The sequence below is a fragment of the Flavobacterium sp. GNP008 genome (genome assembly GCF_056428965.1).
The window spans coordinates 221,181-242,848 of sequence record NZ_JBWJVL010000002.1 but is presented as its reverse complement, the minus strand read 5'-3'; the positions used below and the strand labels follow the sequence as shown (position 1 = coordinate 242,848).

Sequence of the window (21,668 nt, the reverse complement as noted above, 5' to 3'; positions counted from 1 at the left end):
TGCACTAAAACTAAATAACTCGTTCTTTATTTCTAGTTTTTAGAAATCAAAATCGTTATTATTTTAAACAATTTAACAGAGTCAAATGGTTTTATAATGATATCATTGATTCCGGATGAAAGTGCCTCTTCAGTAATTTCAGCTTTATCAAATGCTGTTAATGCAACTATTGGTGTCTCTATTCCCAAAGAACGAATTTTTCTTGTAGTTTCAAAGCCATTTATCAACGGCATATTGATATCCATCAATATTATATCAAAAGTTTCCTTATTGAGTATTTCTAGCGCTGCATAGCCGTTATCAACCACACTGCACTTATAATTGTTCTTTTCTATGGTTTTTTTCGTAATTAATTGATTAATGTGATTATCCTCAACTACTAAGACGTTTATGGGTTGCGGAGAGACAATATCAACTTGAATATTATTGATAATCTCAATTGTTTTCTCTGGATTGTATTCGAATGCAATTGTGAATTTGAATTCAGTGCCTTCACCAATGGCACTTTGTAAAGTTATCGTACTATTGAATAGTCCCAACAATTGTTTTACTATGGAAAGCCCAAGACCAGTTCCTTGATAATCCGTTTCTTTCCTGCCTACTTGAACAAATTTATCAAAAATCTTTTCCTGATCATCCAGCGCAATTCCTATTCCGTTATCTTGAATTTTAAATTCTATAAAATACGATTTTCCTTCTACTTTTTCTAAATTCACAATAATCTTTACTTCGCCATTAGTTGTGAATTTCAATGCGTTACTAGCTAAATTCATTATAATTTGAGAAAGTCTTAATTTGTCTCCAATTAAATATTCTGGAATATTAGAATCCATTTTTACTGAAATACAATTATTATTGCTTTTAGCTAAAAACGCAAGTGAACTTTTAACCATATTAATCTCATCCGAAATATTAAATGTTAAGTGCTCTAATATCATTCTATTATCCTCAATCTTATTGATTTGAAGAATATCATTTACCAGAGAGAGTAAATACCTGGCTGAAAATTTGAGTGAACTTAAATGCGGGCTATTAGCTAACTCTTTATGTTCATCTAACAACATATTAGTGATTCCTACTACGCCATATAAAGGAGTTCGTAATTCATGGCTTATCGTAGAAACAAATTGTGATTTTAATACAGAAGCTTCCTCTGCTTTTTCTTTTGCAAGTATCAGTTGCTTATTAGTTTTAGAAAGTTCAGCATTTAATTTTTTTCTAAAATTATTATTTTTTAATAACGTATAGAGCAATAACAACAATACAAGTGAAATTACCGTAAATAAAAAAACAATAATTTTGGATTTTTCTAAAATCTGAAGTTGGGTTTCCTTTTCAATTTCAAATTTGTCAACTTCTCTTTTGTATTCATCTAATTCAACATTTAATCCTACTATACTTGCTTTTTCCAGTTTTTCTTTATTATATAATTCTTCCTTAATTTCATGATATTTAGAAAGATTCTCATAAGCTTTTTTATAATTGCCCTTGTTTAATAGAAATTTAGAATATTCCAGATGTGCAAAGGATAAATCTGATTTTTCATTTGTTTCCTTTCCAAGTTTTATAGCACTGATAAAAGAAGCGTTGGCTTTTATATCTTTACCTTGATGCGCATAATACATTCCGTTGAGCATATTTATGGCTCCCACAGTTGATTTACTTCCGAATTTTAGATTGTGCTTATTGATGAAGTTCAAGTTTGGATATCCGCTTTCAAAATGACCAACATCAAAATATGCCCAAGCCATATTAAGATTAGTCATAAAAATCTGACTGGTATCCGCTATTTTCTGGCTATACTTTAGAGAATTTTCGTAGAAATTTATGCCTTTTAAATATTGTTTTTTTTCAAAACAATAGATGTTTCCTAAATTATTGTTTATCCTGTTTTTTAAAGTGTCATTGTTCGTTCTATTAGCGTATGAAAGTCCTTTATGATAAAAAAAAATAGCTTTATCAAATTCAGCCAATTCAGCATAATTTGCAGCGATTATAATATAGGAAATCGTTATTGAAGAAATGTTATTAACAGCTATGGATCTTAGTAGCGCTACTTTAGAAATTTCAAGTGATTTTTCAAAATTAGCGGCTTTTAAGTAGTGAGAAGCTTGATTCGTTAATTTTATAATTTCTTTTTCAGATAAGAGCTTTGTTTGTGCGAATGAATTATTGTTAAAAAAATTTAACGCTAGCAATACCAACAAGACAATACGCATCTGATACATAAACAATTAGATTTTATCAAATATACATTTTATTACTAAAAAAAAGAAGAAAAGCATCTATTTTGTCTTAAAATTAAATAGATATAAACTATACTTTAAAATATGATACTCTATAACCTTTAAATAAAAAAACCTGTTCATTAAATTGAACAGGTTATAGAGGTAATCCTACCATTGATTTTTATCTTAATTAATACTGACTGTATCAATTTCCTCATCGCCTTCTTCCCATTGTCCTACAACTGATGTCGCTAAAGCATTTCCTAAAACATTCGTTGCACTACGGAACATATCACAAAAATGGTCAATTGGTAATATTAATGCAATTCCTTCAATAGGAATATCAAACATCCCACATGTTGCCGCAACAACTACTAAACTGGCTCTTGGAACACCTGCAATACCTTTACTGGTAAGCATTAAAACCAATAACATTGTCATTTGCGTACCTAAATCTAAATCTATGCCATAAGCTTGAGCAATAAAAATACTAGCGAAAGTCATATACATCATGCTACCATCCAGATTAAAAGAATATCCAAGCGGCAACATAAAGGATACTATCCTGTCTTTTACCCCAAAACGCTCTAATTCTTCTGTCAATTTTGGAAAAACAGCTTCACTACTTGTTGTCCCAAAAGCAATAATTAATGGACTAACAATTCTTTTAAGTAAAACAGTCATTCTGCTTTTTAAAAAAATATAACCTACTACAATCAATACTACCCAAAGTGATGAAATTCCAATCAGGAACGATCCAAAAAACTTAAAATAGGTAATTGCTAATTCTTGAAAATCTCTAACTGCAAATACTCCCGCAATAGCTCCAAATACGCCTATCGGTGCAAATTTCATTACGTAGTTTACCATTTTAAGCACTATGTGAGATATTTTATCAAAAGCATTTGTAACCGGCTTAACATAATCTCCCAAAGCAGCTGCAGCTAAACCAAAGAATATAGAGAAAATTACTATTTGCAAAATCTCATTAGTTGCCATTGCTTCAAAAATACTTTTAGGCACTATATGCTCAATAAAATTTTCAAAAGAAATATTTTGAGTTTTAGCCGTTACTTCAGAAACAGCGCCTAAATCAACATTTGATAAATTAAGACCTACTCCCGGTTCAAGTATGTTTACAAAAAACATTCCTAACAATAACGAGATAAATGAGGCTGTAAAAAACCAACCCATTGCTTTGCCACCTATTCTTCCTACTGCCTTAATATCACCGAGTTTTGCAATTCCTACCACCAAAGTGGTAAAAACCAATGGAGAAATAATCATTTGAACCAATCTAATAAAAATAGTCGCCAGTATTTTAATTTTATTACTAAATCCTTGAGCTGCTTCCGCAGAAATCGAATTGTGTATAATTATTCCTAGAATGGCACCCAAAACCATCGCAATTAATATTTGACCTGTTAATCCTGAGAAAAAAGATGGTTTTTTTGTTGTATCGGTATTCATTAAATAGATTATTTGGTTTTAGGAATATTTCAAAGTATAACAATAGCCATTTTTCTTATTTACAAATCAAAAAAGGAAACTGTATAAAAAGGAATAAGATCTAAAAATTAGTATTAATACGTTTTGTTAATCAAATAAAAATCTGCTAGCACTATAGCGGCCATTGCTTCAACAATAGGAACTGCACGGGGAACTACACAAGGATCATGACGTCCCTTACCCGTCATTTCAGTAATATTCCCTTTATTATCTAAAGACTCTTGTTTTTGCATAATGGTAGCTACAGGTTTAAAAGCTACTCGAAAATAAATATCCATTCCGTTACTAATACCCCCTTGAATACCGCCAGAAAGATTAGTTTTAGTAGTTCCATCAGGATAATAGAGATCGTTATGTTCGCTTCCTTTCATTTTAGCACCGCAAAACCCACTTCCAAATTCAAATCCTTTTACGGCATTTATAGAAAGCATGGCTTTACCAAGTTCAGCATGTAATTTATCAAAAACAGGCTCTCCTAAACCAATAGGTACATTTTGAATCACGCACGTTACCGTTCCACCTACCGTATCACCTTGTTTGCGGATATCGCGGATGTAGTCCTCCATAACTATTGCTAATTCTTCATCAGGACAGCGTACTGGGTTATTTTCCGTTTTTGTAAAGTCTAAATCTTGGTATGGTTTTTCTAAAAAAATAGGTCCAACTGAAGAAACATAAGCATTAATTTTTATTTCGGGCAAGATTTGTTTTGCAATAGCTCCAGCCACTACTCTACTTGCAGTTTCACGAGCAGAACTTCGCCCGCCACCACGATAATCGCGAACTCCATATTTTTTTTCATACACATAATCTGCATGACTGGGCCTATAATTGTCTTTTATATGAGAATAGTCGTCTGATTTTTGATTGGTATTAGGAATGATGTAACCAATAGGTGTTCCTGTTGTTTTCCCTTCAAAAATTCCAGAAAGAAATTGAACAGCATCAGGCTCCTTTCTTTGAGTAACTATCGCCGATTGACCAGGCTTTCTGCGCGACATTTCAAATTGAATTGCTTCAAAATCTATTGTTATACCAGGAGGACAACCGTCTATTATTCCGCCTAAAGCGTCACCATGAGATTCTCCGAAAGTTGTTATTTTAAATAGTGTTCCGTAGCTATTTCCTGCCATACTGATTAGTTTTGAACAAATGTAATATTTTAGTTTAAAGTTCAAAAGTTTAACCCTTAAAGTTTTGAATGGCATTACGTATTTATTGACTTTTAATTAATATTAAATGTCATTTCTTAACCTTTCATACCCTTTTATTTCATCCTAATTTATTTAATTTGAATCAATTAAAATTCTAATACCTTGAAAAAAAGAAAAGTCGAGTTGGTAGTCATTTCAGATGTACATCTGGGAACTTTTGGAAGCCACGCTAAAGAACTTTATAATTATTTATCTTCCATAAAACCTAAAATTTTAGTATTAAACGGTGACATTATCGATGTGTGGCAATTTAGAAAATCCTATTTCCCAAAAGCCCATTTAAAAGTAATCCAAAAAATAATCAGTTTTGCTTCAAAGGGTACTAAAGTCTATTACATTACCGGAAATCATGACGAAATGCTTCGAAAATTTAGCGATATGAATATGGGTAATTTTGCATTAGTTGATAAATTAGTATTGAATCTGGATGATAAAAAAGCGTGGATATTTCATGGTGATGTTTTTGATGCTTCGGTTCAGCATTCAAAATGGATAGCAAAACTAGGCGGATTAGGATATGATTATCTGATTCTGTCCAATCGGTTGGTCAATTGGTGTTTGTTAAAAGTAGGAAGAGAACCGTATTCTTTTTCTAAAAGAATTAAAGCAAGTGTAAAAAAAGCTATAAAACATATTTCTGATTTTGAAAAAACGGCTACTGAATTGGCAATAGAGAACAACTACGATTATGTAATATGTGGTCACATTCATGAACCAAAAATGATTCATAAAGAAACTAAAAACGGAGGCACACTTTATTTAAATTCAGGTGATTGGGTAGAAAATCTAACTGCGCTAGAATACAATAAAAAACGTTGGAAAATATTTAGATATTCTGAAATGAATTATATTGAAGAAGAAAATCTTTTTGAGATGGAAGATATTTTGAGCAACCAAATCGTAGCTTCAGTACTTTTTTCTAAACAAAATATTTTATTGTAATTCACTTTTTTAAAATTTTGAGATTCTGAAATATGTAAATTATATAACTTTTCAATCAAATTCTATAAACATGCTAATTTAACATAGTATTATATTTGTACCAATAAAAACACACTTATGAAAAAGATTATTTTATCAGCAATTATGCTAATTGGGTTAGCATTTACAGCACAAGCTCAAGATATTTCAAAAAATGCATTAGGTCTTCGTTTTGGAGATAGCGGTGGTTTTGGTACTGAAATCACATACCAAAGAGGCTTATCTAACAACAATCGTTTAGAATTAGATTTAGGATGGAGAAACAGAAATAATTATAAAAACGACAGTTATGACGATAATGCGATCAAATTAACAGGTTTGTACCAATGGGTTTGGAATATTGATGGTGGTCTTAACTGGTATGCAGGTGTTGGAGGTGGTGTAGGAAGTTATAATAGAGATTATTATGACAACAGAAACTATAACAATGATGTTTTTGCATTTGCTGCTGGAGATATTGGTATTGAATATAACTTTGATTTCCCTTTGTTAATATCTTTAGATTTTAGACCTGAATTTGGTGGAAATGGATATTATGAAAATAATTATGGATCTGATGTAGCTTTAGCGCTTAGATATCAATTTTAGTATTTCTTTATAATATAAAAAAAGGCCACTATTTAGTGGCCTTTTTCTATTTGATTATAATCTCTTTTTTTGAATTTATTTTAATAACGCAAAACGGATAAGTAAACGACTGTGTTACCATACTTCCAGGCTCAGGATTCGTTTCTTTAATTGTTATGATAATATTTTTATCTGTTTCAACAACATTATCAACTCCAATATTGTATCCTCCAGTTGTTTTCTCACCCATATTTAAAACAATAAAATTAGAATTTTGAATATCTGCAGAACTAATCTTATTTTTTAAATTTTCGTCATTTTGTAGCATCTTTATTTCATTTGGTTCAGAAAGAATCTCAAAAAAACGAATACTTGCTCCACCATAAGTTTGCTGGGTCAATACTTCATACAATTTGGATGTATCTGAACTTTTTAAACTAGTAACACTACATGAAGCAAGAGTCATAATAAATAATGATATAATTATTTTCTTCATTTTTATCGTATTAAATTGATCCGTTTAAAGAACCTTTCTGTTTAGTGATTTATAAATATTTATTAATCGCTTTTTTGTACAATTCCTCATAAAGCGGAAGTATATTTTTTATATCAAATTGTTTAGCAACAGTTAATGCATTTTCTTTAAACTTATTAAGAACCACATCGTCTTTTAAAATTTTTAAGGCATTTTGAGCCATTTCATCCGTATTCCCAACATCACTTAAATAACCTGAAACACCTTCAAAATTTACTTCTGGCAAGCCACCAGAATTACTTGAAATAACAGGAACTTTACACGCCATCGCTTCTAAAGCGGCTAGACCAAAACTCTCCGTTTCTGAGGGAAGCAAAAACAAATCTGTCAAACATAAAATTTTATCGATCTCATTGCTGTTACCAAAAAAAATAACTTTGTCCTCAATACCCAATTCCTGACATAAATATTCTGCTTTTTCTTTTTCAGGACCGTCTCCTACCATCATCAACTTCGCCGGAATTTCTTGTTGAATTTTATAGAAAATTTTAATTACATCCGGAATACGTTTTACTTTTCTAAAATTACTTATGTGTGTAATAATCCGTTCATCATCCTTTGCCATTACTGAACGTTGACAAGGAGTATTAAGTTCATTAACGTTTTTATCTAATTCGATAAAGTTTGGAATAACTTCAATTTCATTTTTTATATTGAATAATTTTAAAGTATTCTCTTTCAAACTTTGGGAAACAGAAGTAACAAAATCAGATTTATTGATGCTAAAGGTAACAGCAGGTTTATAAAATGGATGGTTCCCTACTAAAGTTATATCGGTTCCATGCAACGTAGTTACCATTGGAATGTTAATCCCTTCATCTTTCAACATTTGCTTTGCCATATAACCGGCGTAAGCATGAGGAATGGCATAATGTACATGAAGCAATTCTATTTTATGCAACTTTACCATATCTACCAATTTACTTGACAAAGCCAATTCATACGGTTGATAATGGAACAATGCATATTCTGGAACATTCACTTCATGGTAATGCACGTTTGGACTTAAAAGCGCCAAACGAACAGGCTGGCTATAAGTTATAAAATGTATTTCATGCCCACGACGAGCTAATTCAAGACCTAATTCTGTGGCGACAACACCACTACCACCAAAGGTAGGATAACAAACTATTGCGATTTTCATGTATCTATTTTTGTAAAACGAAATTAATAAAAATAGGAATGTCTTTTGTGGAAATTTAAATTAAATACAAGGTGTCGTAAAACTTAATGTACAGAATTCTTTTTCTAATCAAAATCATCAATGAAGGCATACCATTATTCAAGCAATTAGTAAATTATTTAGAATAGTGCTTCTCTTTTTTTAATTTCTCCTTATTAATCCATTTATTCATTTTATAGCTTAAATATGCTGAACCGCTACCAATAATTGCTCCTGCAAATACATCACTTGGATAATGAACCCCTAAATGCATTCTAGAATATCCAACAGCCCCTGCCCAAACAAATGATGGGGCAATAATATACCATTTGGGATAAGCCATACTTAGTGATGTTGCTGTTGCAAAAGCTAAAGAAGTATGTCCTGATGGAAATGAATTGCCTACAGAAGATGCTGCTTGATCAATATTCGGATAGGTTTCAAATGGTCTGTTTCTTTTTATAGTATGTTTCAATGCAGTGGTAATAAATGCATTTACTAAGAATGCTTCTCCTATAAAAATTGCCTGTTGCTTGATGGTACTGTCTTTCTTTATTAAAGCAACAGAATATAGAATAATGGGAGTTGCAACACTGACTGGAACAGCACTATTTGTTACTAATTTAAAAGTAGGATCTAAATTCTTATTTCTATGAACATTGATATCCCGCAGAATATTTATATCACTATTTTGAGCATTTACAAAGGTCATGCAAAAAAACAATCCAATTAAATAGACTTTTGCAGAAACGGTATTCTTATTTCTCATTAACCTCTTTTTATCTAAATATACTATAATACAAGTCGAAATTTGTACTGAAATAGTGTTACTAAAAATATTAAAAAACCATTTTTATAAAACTTGGTTAATTTATAATTGCTTCATAAATCACCTTTTGAATATCTTCTCTAATGTTTTCTTTTGATAATCGATTTTCAGCTGCTATTGGAAAAGTTCTGTTAGATAAAAACACATAGACAATTTGTGTTTCGGGATCAGCCCAAGCCATTGTTCCGGTATAACCAGTATGACCAAAACTAGTCATCGAAGCACAACCGCATGTAGGTCCTTGAGTACCTAGTTGAGGCTTATCAAAACCTACACCTCTCCTATTTCCTGCCGCACAAAAATAACACGTATTAAAATCTTCAAATGTCTTTTCAGAAAAATACTGTTGATTGCCATAATTTCCTTTTTGCAGATAAAGCTCCATTATTTTAGCCACATCCATAGCGTTCGAAAAAACACCGGCATGACCGGAAACCCCGCCTTCTAAACCTGCTGATAAATCGTTAACATATCCTTGTAAAAGTTGATGGCGAAAATAGGAATCTGTTTCTGTTGGTGGAATTCTATTGTTATCAAATTTTTCTAAAGGATTAAAACTGGAATTATTCATTCCAATGGAACGATAGAAATTCTCTTGAATCAAAACATCTAAGCTTTTACCCGTTGTTTTCTCTAAATAATCTTTTAGTATCATAAAAGTAAGATCACTGTATTTATATTCCTTTTTTAGTGACACCTTACTTTTTACAATCATTTTCATAATCGTATCACTAAAATCATTTCTTATAAAAAGACTGTCTGCCAATCGTTTAGAAAACTGCTCTTCAGATGTTTTTCTAAAATAGACTTCGGAAGGAAATTTAGATTTATCCATTGTTGCTTTATAAAATGGAATTCCTGCAGCAAGCCCTGCGTAATGTGACAATAAATCCTTAAAATTAATATTTGCTTTATTGGAATCTTTAAAAATGGGTGACATTGTTCCTAATGTAGTTTCCAAATTTATCTTTTGCTGATCGTATTGCAACATTACATTGGGCAACGTAGCCAAAATTTTTGTCAAGGAAGCAACATCATAAATATCTGAATCTTGAACTTTAATCATTTTATCATAGGTATGGTGCCCAAATGATTTTTGATAAATAACTTTACCTTTTCTGGCTACCAAAACTTGAATTCCAGGTGTCATTTTAGTATTAATCGCTTTATTGGCTATCGCATCAATTTTTGACAAAATAGTTGAATTCATACCAACATTTTCTGGAGTTGTAAACCCTAATCTATTCAGTCTCTCCGTGCCTAATCCATCGTTTACTTTAAAGCTTGTATTTATAGAAACCGGTAATTTCCCTTTGGCTTCTATAGCCCCAAAAATTAGTTGTGCAGAAACTATTTGAGCAATAGCGTTGTTTTGATAGGAAACTATCAATCCTTCGATATCTGTAAAATCCGTAATGGGCAACAAGGAATAGGGTTTCGCAAAAACATCTAAAATCACATTATTATTTTGGGCTAAAAATTTAATTTTAGCCAACTCGTCCGTTCGTAAATCATCGTTTCTAAAAGCAACATCTGATTTGTGGTACCCAATGATAACAGTCGTAAATGGCGTTAACTTTATTTGTAAACTATCTATAATAGTGTCTTCAATTACTGTGACTTCAGCATATTTTTTAAGTGTTGCAACAAACGAATTATTCGTGTCGTCTCCAATTTTAACATACGCAATTTTTTGCTTTTCTAAATTTTTAATAGGCAGAATAGCAGCCGTATTTTTTAGAACCGTAATGGCATTTTCATACAATTCATAGTGTAAAGCATCATTTTCAACTGCATTTAAATCAGTGTATAAATTATCCGTTAAAATAGGTTTGAAGTTGTTTAAACCTGCTTTGTACTTAAATTTTAGAATTTTCTTTACCGAAAAAGCCAATCGTTCATCAGTAAATAAATTTAAGGAATAGGCAAGCTTAAATTTCTCAATAGCAGCAGGAACATCTTCAGGAAATAACAATACATCATTTCCAGCCATAAAAGCTTCAAAGTTGATTTCGCTTGGTAATTTAAAGGCACTCACACTTTTCATATTCAAAGCGTCGGTAAAAATAAGCCCTTTGAAACCTAGCTCATTTTGAAGAATAGTAGTGACCACATTATAGGAAATCGAAGATGGGTAATTAGGTCTTGGCTCTAAACTGGGCACGTTTAAATGAGCTACCATGACCGAAGAAAGTCCTTCATGAAACATTTTTTTATAGGGATATAACTCAACCGCTTCAAGTCTTTCTTTTGAAAAACCAATCGTTGGTAATCCTTTATGAGAATCCGTTTCGGTATCACCATGACCCGGAAAATGTTTACCTGTAGAAAAAATTCCTTGACCCTGAACACCTTTCATCAAAGCAATGGCACGTTCCGTAACTTTGAATTTATCTTCACCAAAAGAACGAAAACCTATTATGGGATTTCTTGGATTTGTATTGATATCGAGAACTGGAGCAAAGTTAAATTGCAATCCTAATCGTTTGCTTTGTTGCCCAATTTGAACACCAACTTTCTCTAATAATTTCATATCTTGGATGGCTCCAAGTGTCATATTCCAGGGATAACTGTAGGTCGAATCCAGTCGCATGCCTAAACCCCATTCAGCATCGGCACCTATAAACAAAGGGATTTTTGATTTCGATTGAAAACGATTGGTTAACTTTACTTGACGAACAGGGCTACCTTGAAAAAAAATCAGTCCTCCAATTTTGCTTTCTTGGATGAGTTTATCAATGGCTTTGATATGTACGGAATCTTTATTAGAATAAGCGGCTACCATAAATAATTGCCCAAATTTCTCCTCTAAAGTCATAACATTGTAAACACTGTCAACCCATTTATTTCCATCAGGAAGTAAATCAAAAAGAGTTGGTGTATTACTCCGATTTATACTGTCCAAATTTTCTGTTTTGGACGGACTGTTGGTTAGAATTACTTTATTCTTATTTACTTTTGTACCAACACAACCAGCAGCAACAAAAAGAAATAAGACATAAAAAAAACCGTTTTTGATGCTTATCTTTTTCATTTAACTATTTTATTAAAAAAAGCGACTATGCCAGCTGTCGATGGCTGGTACTTCCCAAGATTCATTATATTCTTCTATAGAGTTAACTAAATTATTAAAAACTATAGTGTTCTCAGTAACTGCCTTGTCTTTTACCATTTTTTTAAAGTCTATCAAGGGCTTGTGCGCAATATGCTCTCCAAGTTTGAACGTAACATTCATTTTATCCAATAAATCAACTGTATATTTTTGTTCCAAACTTTGAATAAATTCTACTGAAGAGTCAATAGAACAACCCGTAGCTGCTTGTACATCTTGGTTTACGGCGATAATAATGAATCGGTTGTATTTCAATTGATAAGCGGATTCTAAACTAGTACCATGCGCAGCCCAACTGTTAAGAAATGATTGCAAAGCAGTTTCTATTTCAGAAAATTCAGTATCCGAAAATTTTCTATTCGATTGATAAATCCAGATTTTGGAATCTTCAGGTAAGTCTTCAAAAGGAATAAACATCTTAATTATGAGTTATGAGTTATGAATTTTGAATTAGAAATCAAAATTCGTAATATTAAATTTATTTATAAATCCTGTGCGTTGGCTATTAATTCAGCAATATCCATGACTTTTATTTCCCCTTCTTTCTCTTTATTCTTAATACCATCTGTCATCATCGTATTACAAAAAGGACAACCCGCAGCGATTATTTCTGGTTTTGTTTCTAATGCATCCTCGGTTCTTTCAACGTTGACTTCCTTATTTCCAGGCTCAGCATCTTTAAACATTTGAGCACCACCTGCACCACAACATAAACCGTTAGCTTTAGAACGCTTCATTTCAACTAATTCAGCATCCAATTTAAGAATCAAATCTCTTGGTGCTTCATACACATTATTAGCTCTTCCTAAATAGCAAGGGTCATGAAAAGTAATCCGTTTTCCTTTGAATTGTCCTCCTTCAATAGTTAGTCTTCCATCATCCAAGAGTGATTTTAAAAATTCCGTATGGTGAACAACTTCGTATTTTCCACCTAATTCAGGATATTCGTTTTTGATCGTATTGAAACAATGGGGACAAGCTGTGACAATTTTTTTAGCCTCATATGCGTTTAAAACCTCTATATTCATCATGGCCTGCATTTGAAACAAAAACTCATTACCCGCTCTTTTTGCAGGATCCCCAGTACAACTTTCTTCAGTACCTAAAACGGCAAAAGAGACATTTGAACGATTTAATATTTGTACAAATGCCTTGGTTATTTTTTTAGCCCTGTCGTCAAAACTTCCTGCACAACCTACCCAAAATAAAACTTCTGGTTGTTTCCCTTGGGCTAACATTTCGGCCATAGTTGGCACTATTAATTTCTCTGACATACTATTTTGTTGATTCGGTTAATCACAAATTCTTAATTTATAAATCGGTTATTTAGTATCACTAATAATCCATTAAACAGTCAATCGGTTAACTATTCGTTTTTCCAATTCAATCGATCTTGCTGATTGTATTGCCAAGGTGCCCCATTATTTTCTATATTAGTCATCATTGCATTTATAGGCATTGGAGCAGCACTTTGTTCCATAACTAAATAACGACGCATATCCATAATAATTGAAAGCGGACTAATATTTACCGGACATTCCTCAACACAAGCATTACATGATGTACAAGCCCAAAGTTCTTCAGGAGTAATATAATCGTTCAATAATGTTTTGTTATCCGGTATAAAAATCCCTTTGTTGGCATCAATATTTCTGCCTACTTCTTCCATCCTGTCTCTTGTATCCATCATGATTTTACGTGGAGACAATTTTTTACCTGTTATATTCGCAGGACAAGATGAAGTACAGCGACCGCATTCTGTACAGGTATAGGCATTCAGCAATTGAACCCAATTTAAATCCTGAATATCACTGGCTCCAAACTTACTTGGCACTACACTTTCATCAACCGGTGAAGCTGCAAATGGATCGGCATTAGGATCCATCATTAGTTTTACTTCCTTAGTAACGGATTCTAAATTATCAAATTGTCCCTGAGGATTTAGATTTGCAAAATACGTATTTGGAAACGCTAGCAGAATGTGTAAATGCTTAGAAAAATAAAGATAATTCATGAAAATTAAAATCCCAGTAATATGTAACCACCAGAATATTTCAGAAAGAAGCATTACTAATTCATTTGACATTCCATTGAAAATAGGCTCAATAAATTGACTGATAGGAAACGAACCTGCTTTTATAAAATGAGAAAAACCACCGGGTACATTCTGCAAGTGCAAATCCGAAGCATTCATTAATAAAAATAAAGTCATTAAAACGACTTCAAAATACAAGATATAATTCGCATCATTTTTCGGCCAGCCTTTTAAATCCGAACTCATAAATCTTTTTAATTTTATAGCATTACGCCTAATCCAAAAAGCCATGACAGCAATTAAAACTAAAAATGCTAAAATTTCAAAAGAAGCTATTAGAATATCGTAGGTTGTTCCTAAAAAAGCAAAAACACGGTGTGTTCCAAAAATACCATCAATAATTATTTCTAATAATTCAATATTAATAATTATAAATCCTACATAGACGACTACATGAAGTGCCCCAGCAATCGGTCTTTTTATCATTTTAGATTGTCCAAGAGCAATCATGGCCATATTGGTCCAGCGAGCTTTAGGATTATCAAAACGATACACATCAGTTCCAAGATTAATATTTCGTCTAATTTTTTTAACATTAATGACAAAATAACCGAAACCAATTACTAAAAGTATGGCAAATAAAATATTGTCTAAGTAGCTCATGGTGACTAATTTTTTACAGTAGCGGTTGAATCATTTACAGGACCTACATAAGGCTTATTTTTCTTTCCAAACACAGAAATATTCACATACCTAGTTGGATAAAGTCGTATATCTTGTAATAATAATTCTAATTCTTTTGTTGAAGTTCTAATGTTTTGGTAGAAAGCATCATCGTTTAACAATTTACCCATTGAACCTTTTCCAGTTTCCAAACCACTCATTATAACATCTACTCTTCCTAATGTTGCATTCAAATTTTTAACAGTTTTACCTAAATCAGCCTTATTTAATGAATCTGAAATTTTAGAAAAATTTCCGGATATTTTATTGAAATTGGTAACAACACCATTTATTTGATTTCTATTAGTATCTAATAAGGTATTGACATTTAAAGAAACTTTGTGAAATTGCTCAATAGTCTTACTTAACTCAGCCAAAGTCAGCTTTAAATCCTGTTGCCCTTTTTGGTCCAAAACGTTATTCAACCCCGATATTAATTTATCAGTACTGCCCAACAGCTTTTCTAATTTTTCCTGAAGAGGAGCTAATTGATCCCCCACTTTATCTGTAAGACCTAATTTTATGCCACCTAATAATTTTTGACCATCAACGGCTAAGTTCTTATCATTAAAATTAGGAACAATTGCAATTTGTTTACCCCCAATAAATCCTGGCTCATAAATAGAAGCGATGCTGGATCTAGAAATTGGAAAATCCGTTTTTAATTGTAATTCAACCAATAATACGCCTGTGTTCTCATTTATGGTAATGCGGCTAACTTTACCTATGACTAAACCGTTCAGCGTCACAGGAGCAGAAGTGGCTAAACCCTCTACACTTTTATATTCTACAAAAAAAGTTTTGTAATTGGTAAAAAGGTCTCTTCCTTTCAAAAAACTGTAGCCCCAAATAAATAATAAAATAGATGCAATGACTAAAATTGCAGTTTTAATTTCTCGTGTTATTTTCAAAATTTAAGTATTTTTTACAAATTTAATATAAAATATTTGACTTGTTGTTATTATTTAAGCGCTTCTTCGACACTAATGTTTTTTCCATCCCTAAATGCAATTATATACGCGGAAGAATACCCTTTGGATTTGACTTTTTTTAAATCTTCTTTAGCTAAATTATAATCCGTTGTGGAGCCATAGGCGTATTTATAAAAAAAACCATTGTTTGTTCTTACTGAAACCTTTTTTAATCCTTTAAAATTGGATGAATCTAATTTAATATTTGTGTAACCAGCGGCAAATTGAACTTTAAAAACCACTTCAGAATTTTGTGTTTTTTGTTCTTGTTTGTTAAAAACTTGTTTTTCTGTAATTTGCTTAAATTTAGTACTCTTCGAAGTATCTTTTATTCTTTTTTCACTTATTTTTTCAGACAAAAGTTCATGATTCTTTTCATTGGGTTGCGTTCCAAAATATTCTTTTTTGTAAGCAATAATAGCCGAGGCAATTGCTTCTGCCATATTATTTTGTCCTTCTTCAGAGTTTAAATAAAGCCCCTCTTCGTTATTGGATAAAAAACCTAATTCAATCAATACACTTGGCATATAAGCCGCGTCTAAAACCCATAAGGGAGTCTGTTTTATTCCTCTTGATTTTCGATTTAGTTTGTTTTTAAAATTATTTTCGATTTTAGAAGCTAAACGTATACTTCGGTCTAAATAATCTTCTTGCAAAATCTTTAATCCAATTAATGTTTCTGGGTTCTTAGGATCAAAACCTTTATACGTTTGTTTGTAATCTTTTTCAAGTAAAATAACGGAATTTTCTTGTTTTGCAATTTCTAAATTTCCTTTACTTCTAGCCAAACCCATAACAAATGTTTCTGTGCCATACGGAATTGGGTTTTTAACAGAGTTACAATGGATCGAGACAAATAAATTAGCGTCGATACTGTTCGCTTTTTTAGGTCTATCTTTTAATTCAATAAAAACATCCGATTTTCTGGTATGAACAACCTGAATATCAGTCTCTTTTTTTAGATATTTTTCAAGTTTTAGGGTAGTTTTAAGCGCAATTTCCTTTTCAACAAAACCATGATAGGAATTACCCGGATCTTTACCTCCGTGACCAGCATCTAAAATAACTGTAAACTTAGAATTAGATTGAGGGAAAATATTCAAACTAAAAAATAGAATGATTATTAAAATTAAGGGTCTGAGTTCTCTTGTCATATTGAGAAATAAAGGGATGTTTGGCAGAAAAAACACTCTAAAATAGAAATACTTTTATCTAATAGCATCTTGAATATTGATTTTTTCTCCATTTTTAAACGCTATCAAAAATGCCGAAATATATCCTTTTTCTTTGGCCTCATTTAGTTGTTTTTTAGCCTCTTCATAGTTAGATGTTTCTCCATACATGTACTTATACATTCTGTCTTCACGTGTTACAGAAATATTCTTTAAACCATTAAAATTTTTCGGATTTAATTCTAATTTTTTACTGCTGGCAGAAAGCTGTACTTTAAATAACGTTTTAGAAGTATCAACAGAATTTTTTGCTTGGAAGGATCCAGCTGTTTGAGAAATCATTTTTGGTTTAGCAGGTGCAACTGAGTCTTTAATTGGTTTTGCATTTATTTTTTGTGACGGTTTTTCTTCAAAAATTTCAACCTCTCCATTACCAAAATATTCTTTTTTATAGCTGATAATTGCATCTGCTATTGCTCGTGCTACTTCTTCCTGTCCATCTTCTGAATTCAACTTATTCCCTTCAATTGTATTCGAAATAAAACCCATTTCTATTAAAACTCTTGGCATATATGCTTTATGAAGCACCATAAAAGGGGCTTGCTTGACTCCACCTCCACGTATTTTCTTTCCTAAATCTCCAAAAGAATCTTCAATCTTACTTGCCAGAGAAATGCTATTGTCTAAATATTCCTCCTGCATCAAGGTCATACCTATCATGGTTTCAGGAGAGTTAGGATCAAATCCTTCATATTTTTGCTTGTAATCTTTTTCTAATGTAATTACAGAGTTCTCTTTTTTTGCAGCTTCAAGATTTGATGCCACTTTACTCAAACCCATTACGTAAGTCTCCGTACCATCTGCAGCAGTATTTCTATTGGCATTACAATGTATAGATACAAAAATAGTGGCATTGAATCTATTTGCAATATTTGCTCTTTCAATCAAATCAATAAAAACATCAGTTTTTCGGGTATAATTGACATCTATTTCTTTTGTAGACTCTAGTATTTTGCCCACCTTCAAAACTACTGCCAAAGCAATGTTCTTTTCAACACGACCTTCATAAACAGCTCCAAAATCATGTGCTCCATGACCCGCATCTAAAGTTACTTTGAAGATATTGGATTGACTAAAGCTTGTTAGAGAAAGTATCGTCAAAAAAAAAGTTAATATTGTTTTTATTTTATATGTAATATGCATAAATCCAAAAGTTAATTTAATTAAAACACTACTGTCATAAAATTTTTTATTTGACTATTTTTGACAAAAAATTATATGTAAGTTTGACATGTCAAAAAACAGGCCATACTTTTACAAAAATAGCATTTAAACCTTTGTATACAAACTTATTTAATATCGTTTTATTATCATTTTTCCTATCATTAGGTTCTGGTAAATTATATTCTCAAGACATACCCAAAAAAAAGACAGCTATACCCTCTAACAGACAAATAGATAGCACTAAAAAAAGTGACACTAAAGATCCAAGACCTGTTTTAACTCTTGAAAAAGAAAGCGATACGATAAAAACGGACACCCTTAAACCTAAAAAGGCTTTCCTTGACGGTAAAGTAAAATACAAAGCGAATCAGTATGCTAAAATAGATCAGAAGAAAAAAATCATTACGCTTTACGATAAAGCCGAATTGTATTATCAAGACGTTGAATTGAAGTCTGGAATAATCATTATGGATTATGAAAAAAACGAGGTATATGCAGGACGTATCAAAGATTCTACTGGTGCCTATACTCAATTTCCAAATTTCAAACAAGGTGCTAATGTAATCGAACCCGATTCGATACGCTTTAATTTTAAAACTAAAAAAGCGCTAATTTGGAATTCAAGATCCGATCAAGGAGAATTTAAAATAAAAGCTACAATAACCAAAAAAGAAAATGATTCCGTTTATTTTTTAAAAGGAGCCCGATTTACAACTTCAAAAGATATAGACAATCCAGAATATTATTTTCAAACTGATAAAGTAAAGTTTATCCCTGGCAAAAAAGTGGTGACTGGATTGACCAATATGGTTATTGCCAATGTTCCTACCCCTATTGCTTTGCCTTTTGCTTTTTTTCCAATGAGCAAAGAGACTAGTATTTCGGGATTAATATTACCCAGTTATAACGACTCTAATAACCGAGGATTTTCACTTCAAAATTTAGGGTACTATTTTGCACTTAGCGATAATTATGATTTAACCGTATTAGGGGACTATTATACCAATGGCAGTTACGGAATGCGTTTTGAATCTAGTTATGCAAAAAGATACAATTATAGAGGTAATTTAAACATTCGATTTGAAAATTTAATAAACAGTGAAAGGGGGTATCCGGATTATTCAAAACAAAATATTTATAACATCCAATGGTCCCATTCTAAAGATTCAAAATCCAATCCTAACTCCAGTTTTTCAGCTTCTGTCAATCTTGGAAGCAGTAGGTATTTTCAGCAATCCATCAATCAAGTCAATATTGGATCAAACCTCAATAATACATTGAGTTCTTCGATATCGTATTCTAAAAATTTCACCACAGTTCCTCAAGTTAGGATGTCACTAACAGCAACACATTCGCAAAACACCCAGACTCAAGAGATAAACATGACATTGCCAACATTACAATTGAGTGTAGATCGAATCTATCCTTTTGTGGGAAAAGATGGTATGAAGAAAGGTTTTTTCAAAAATATAAATTTACAGTATAATTTAAACGGCCGCAACAGCATCGTTACTACAGATTCGTTATTTTTTAAACCCCAAATGTTCCGCGATGCGAAAATTGGGTTTCAGCACAGCATTCCATTAAGTACTAATTTTAAATTGTTCAAATATTTTAGTGCTAGTACATCTATGAATTACGAAGAAATCTGGTATACCAAAACAATTGAAAGAAGATATGATCAAGACCAAAGCAGAGTTGTTGATAAAACTATCAATGGTTTTGATGCTTTTAGAACCTACTCATTCTCCTCTAGCGTAGGAACTACAATTTATGGAACTTTTAATTTTGGAAATGACAAAAAAATTAAATCAATAAGACACGTCATGAGACCCTCAGTATCCTACGGATATACGCCTAGTTTTGAAAAATATTATGACACCTATGCGTCAGATGCCACCGGAACAATGATCAAACAATATTCTAGATTTGAAAGTGGGATTTTTGGTGCACCAGGTTTAAACAATTCTAATACGTTAGGCTTTGATTTGAGTAACACTTTTGAAGCAAAAGTTACTGATAAAGACAGCACAAAAGTAGAACCAAAAAAGATAATGTTACTTAACAACTTAAACCTTTCTACTAGTTATAATATTGATGCCGATGGTGTTACGTCACTTGCCTTCTCGCCTATTAGACTTAGTGGAGGTACTCAATTATTGAATAATAAAATGAATGTCAATTTTGGAGCTACATTAGATCCGTATGCCATTGACAATTCTGGAAACCGAATTAATGTTTTTAATATTGATAACGGTGGTAGCCTTTTTAGAATGACCAGTTCCAATATGACTCTAAATTATTCTATTTCAAGTAAAGGTAAAGAAGATACCAAAAAAGATAAAAACGTTCAAAGTCAACGAAACGGCGGACGCGGAGATGATTTATTTGGTACTAATACAGACCTAGGCGACAACAGGAGAAGTCAGTTTGAGGATGAGGACGAAGATGATGGTGAAGATAAAATTTCAGAATTTTTTAACTCTAAATTACCATGGGACATGACTTTCGCCTATTCTTTAACATACGGTAATAACAACCGAGAAAATAAAATTATAGGGAATTCCATAATGATTTCAGCAAATGCCGATATAACCCCAAAATGGAAAGCAGGTGTTTCTACTGGTTATGATTTTGTTCAAAAAGGAGTTACTTTTACACAGCTTCGTTTTGAAAGAGATTTGTTAAGCTGGAGAATGGATTTTAACTGGTCTCCATTTGGTACTAATGCAAACTGGGGTTTCTTCATCGGAATAAAATCCGGTGTGCTTAGTGATATCAAATGGGATAAACGAAGTACGATCAATCGATAATTCGATTTTAGGTTAAATAATACTTAGCATTACCTTCTTGAATTAAAAAATACCGCCACTATATGAAAAAAATAATTTTTACAGAGAAAGCTCCAGCTCCAATTGGACCTTACAGCCAAGCAATCCTTAAAGGAAATACACTCTTCACTTCGGGACAAATTGCGATAAACCCTGCAAACGGGGAATTAATTACGGGCACCATTGAAACCGAAACCGAACAAGTCATGCAAAACATGAAAGCAGTATTAGAAGCTGCAGGAATGTCATTTGATGATGTTGTAAAAACAACCATTTTTATTATGGATATGAATGATTTTACAAAAATCAATAGTATTTATGGATCTTATTTCAATGAAAAAACCGCTCCAGCCCGTGAAACGGTTCAAGTGGCTTGTTTGCCAAAAAATGTAAATGTTGAAATTTCGATGATAGCTATACTTTAAAATCGGTCTCTGTATTCACGCATACCAGTAAGCAATCCGTTTGATGCTATTTGAACATCTGCTTTATTATATATATTTAAAAAATCACTAGTCATTTTCCTTTTTAAAAGTAAATGACTAGTGATTTTTTGATTAGGCGAAGGTCTTCGT

17 protein-coding genes are annotated in these 21,668 nt (G+C 32.0%); 4 read left to right on the top strand and 13 right to left on the bottom strand.

Annotated features, from left to right (window positions below; all coding sequences use genetic code 11):
- Positions 1–32 precede the first annotated feature (32 nt).
- The 3 genes from AC0608_RS07420 to aroC all read right to left on the bottom strand — a co-directional run bounded on the left by AC0608_RS07420 (position 33) and on the right by aroC (position 4,870).
- Positions 33–2,228: a response regulator gene (locus AC0608_RS07420; protein WP_478288623.1), complete on the bottom strand. Its 2,196-nt coding sequence runs from the start codon at positions 2,226–2,228 to the stop codon at positions 33–35.
- A 186-nt stretch (positions 2,229–2,414) separates the two neighbouring features.
- The gene (locus tag AC0608_RS07415; protein ID WP_478288622.1) at positions 2,415–3,698 is read right to left on the bottom strand and encodes a dicarboxylate/amino acid:cation symporter; all 1,284 of its coding nucleotides are present in this window, start codon (positions 3,696–3,698) and stop codon (positions 2,415–2,417) included.
- A gap of 113 nt (positions 3,699–3,811) precedes the next feature.
- Positions 3,812–4,870 (bottom strand): chorismate synthase, encoded by a 1,059-nt coding sequence (gene aroC / locus AC0608_RS07410; protein WP_417989906.1) that lies wholly within the window; start codon positions 4,868–4,870, stop codon positions 3,812–3,814.
- A 183-nt stretch (positions 4,871–5,053) separates the two neighbouring features.
- Here aroC and AC0608_RS07405 point away from each other — a divergent pair, with 183 nt between their 5' ends.
- Both AC0608_RS07405 and AC0608_RS07400 read left to right on the top strand, forming a co-directional pair.
- Positions 5,054–5,893 (top strand): UDP-2,3-diacylglucosamine diphosphatase, encoded by an 840-nt coding sequence (locus AC0608_RS07405; RefSeq protein ID WP_417960248.1) that lies wholly within the window; start codon positions 5,054–5,056, stop codon positions 5,891–5,893.
- A gap of 117 nt (positions 5,894–6,010) precedes the next feature.
- The gene (locus AC0608_RS07400) at positions 6,011–6,520 is read left to right on the top strand and encodes a hypothetical protein (RefSeq protein ID WP_478288621.1); all 510 of its coding nucleotides are present in this window, start codon (positions 6,011–6,013) and stop codon (positions 6,518–6,520) included.
- 46 nt (positions 6,521–6,566) lie between these two features.
- Here AC0608_RS07400 and AC0608_RS07395 read toward each other — a convergent pair whose 3' ends face one another.
- The 10 genes from AC0608_RS07395 to AC0608_RS07350 all read right to left on the bottom strand — a co-directional run bounded on the left by AC0608_RS07395 (position 6,567) and on the right by AC0608_RS07350 (position 18,241).
- Positions 6,567–6,995, bottom strand: a complete 429-nt coding sequence (locus tag AC0608_RS07395) for a protease complex subunit PrcB family protein (RefSeq protein ID WP_478288620.1) — start codon at positions 6,993–6,995, stop codon at positions 6,567–6,569.
- 49 nt (positions 6,996–7,044) lie between these two features.
- The gene (bshA, locus tag AC0608_RS07390; RefSeq protein WP_417960251.1) at positions 7,045–8,178 is read right to left on the bottom strand and encodes an N-acetyl-alpha-D-glucosaminyl L-malate synthase BshA; all 1,134 of its coding nucleotides are present in this window, start codon (positions 8,176–8,178) and stop codon (positions 7,045–7,047) included.
- 154 nt (positions 8,179–8,332) lie between these two features.
- Positions 8,333–8,965 (bottom strand): phosphatase PAP2 family protein, encoded by a 633-nt coding sequence (locus tag AC0608_RS07385; protein WP_478288619.1) that lies wholly within the window; start codon positions 8,963–8,965, stop codon positions 8,333–8,335.
- Positions 8,966–9,062: 97 nt separating this feature from the next.
- On the bottom strand, positions 9,063–12,059 hold the full coding sequence (locus tag AC0608_RS07380) for a serine hydrolase domain-containing protein (RefSeq protein ID WP_478288618.1): 2,997 nt from the start codon (positions 12,057–12,059) through the stop codon (positions 9,063–9,065).
- Between the two features lie 12 nt (positions 12,060–12,071).
- Complete coding sequence (locus AC0608_RS07375) at positions 12,072–12,554, bottom strand: ABC transporter ATPase (protein WP_478288617.1); 483 nt, start codon at positions 12,552–12,554, stop codon at positions 12,072–12,074.
- A gap of 65 nt (positions 12,555–12,619) precedes the next feature.
- Positions 12,620–13,411: a (Fe-S)-binding protein gene (locus tag AC0608_RS07370; RefSeq protein WP_417960255.1), complete on the bottom strand. Its 792-nt coding sequence runs from the start codon at positions 13,409–13,411 to the stop codon at positions 12,620–12,622.
- A 92-nt stretch (positions 13,412–13,503) separates the two neighbouring features.
- A complete protein-coding gene (locus AC0608_RS07365) occupies positions 13,504–14,835 on the bottom strand; it encodes a 4Fe-4S dicluster domain-containing protein (protein ID WP_478288616.1) in 1,332 nt (443 codons plus the stop codon).
- 5 nt (positions 14,836–14,840) lie between these two features.
- Positions 14,841–15,806 (bottom strand): MlaD family protein, encoded by a 966-nt coding sequence (locus tag AC0608_RS07360; protein ID WP_417960257.1) that lies wholly within the window; start codon positions 15,804–15,806, stop codon positions 14,841–14,843.
- A gap of 50 nt (positions 15,807–15,856) precedes the next feature.
- Positions 15,857–17,020, bottom strand: a complete 1,164-nt coding sequence (locus AC0608_RS07355; protein WP_478288615.1) for an N-acetylmuramoyl-L-alanine amidase family protein — start codon at positions 17,018–17,020, stop codon at positions 15,857–15,859.
- Positions 17,021–17,074: 54 nt separating this feature from the next.
- The gene (locus AC0608_RS07350; protein WP_478288614.1) at positions 17,075–18,241 is read right to left on the bottom strand and encodes an N-acetylmuramoyl-L-alanine amidase; all 1,167 of its coding nucleotides are present in this window, start codon (positions 18,239–18,241) and stop codon (positions 17,075–17,077) included.
- An 83-nt stretch (positions 18,242–18,324) separates the two neighbouring features.
- On the opposite strand from AC0608_RS07350, the gene AC0608_RS07345 reads away from it, so the two are divergent.
- Entirely contained in the window at positions 18,325–21,075 is a 2,751-nt protein-coding gene (locus AC0608_RS07345; RefSeq protein ID WP_478288883.1) for a putative LPS assembly protein LptD, read from the top strand.
- Between the two features lie 62 nt (positions 21,076–21,137).
- Positions 21,138–21,518, top strand: a complete 381-nt coding sequence (locus tag AC0608_RS07340; protein WP_478288613.1) for a RidA family protein — start codon at positions 21,138–21,140, stop codon at positions 21,516–21,518.
- Positions 21,519–21,668 lie beyond the last annotated feature (150 nt).

Bases quoted from the DNA above. Each gene is read 5' to 3' on its own strand.
- AC0608_RS07420 (WP_478288623.1), bottom strand. From the start codon at position 2,228: ATGTATCAGATGCGTATTGTCTTGTTGGTATTGCTAGCGTTAAATTTT.
- AC0608_RS07415 (WP_478288622.1), bottom strand. From the start codon at position 3,698: ATGAATACCGATACAACAAAAAAACCATCTTTTTTCTCAGGATTAACA.
- aroC (WP_417989906.1), bottom strand. From the start codon at position 4,870: ATGGCAGGAAATAGCTACGGAACACTATTTAAAATAACAACTTTCGGA.
- AC0608_RS07400 (WP_478288621.1), top strand. From the start codon at position 6,011: ATGAAAAAGATTATTTTATCAGCAATTATGCTAATTGGGTTAGCATTT.
- AC0608_RS07395 (WP_478288620.1), bottom strand. From the start codon at position 6,995: ATGAAGAAAATAATTATATCATTATTTATTATGACTCTTGCTTCATGT.
- bshA (WP_417960251.1), bottom strand. From the start codon at position 8,178: ATGAAAATCGCAATAGTTTGTTATCCTACCTTTGGTGGTAGTGGTGTT.
- AC0608_RS07385 (WP_478288619.1), bottom strand. From the start codon at position 8,965: ATGAGAAATAAGAATACCGTTTCTGCAAAAGTCTATTTAATTGGATTG.
- AC0608_RS07380 (WP_478288618.1), bottom strand. From the start codon at position 12,059: ATGAAAAAGATAAGCATCAAAAACGGTTTTTTTTATGTCTTATTTCTT.
- AC0608_RS07375 (WP_478288617.1), bottom strand. From the start codon at position 12,554: ATGTTTATTCCTTTTGAAGACTTACCTGAAGATTCCAAAATCTGGATT.
- AC0608_RS07370 (WP_417960255.1), bottom strand. From the start codon at position 13,411: ATGTCAGAGAAATTAATAGTGCCAACTATGGCCGAAATGTTAGCCCAA.
- AC0608_RS07365 (WP_478288616.1), bottom strand. From the start codon at position 14,835: ATGAGCTACTTAGACAATATTTTATTTGCCATACTTTTAGTAATTGGT.
- AC0608_RS07355 (WP_478288615.1), bottom strand. From the start codon at position 17,020: ATGACAAGAGAACTCAGACCCTTAATTTTAATAATCATTCTATTTTTT.
- AC0608_RS07350 (WP_478288614.1), bottom strand. From the start codon at position 18,241: ATGCATATTACATATAAAATAAAAACAATATTAACTTTTTTTTTGACG.
- AC0608_RS07340 (WP_478288613.1), top strand. From the start codon at position 21,138: ATGAAAAAAATAATTTTTACAGAGAAAGCTCCAGCTCCAATTGGACCT.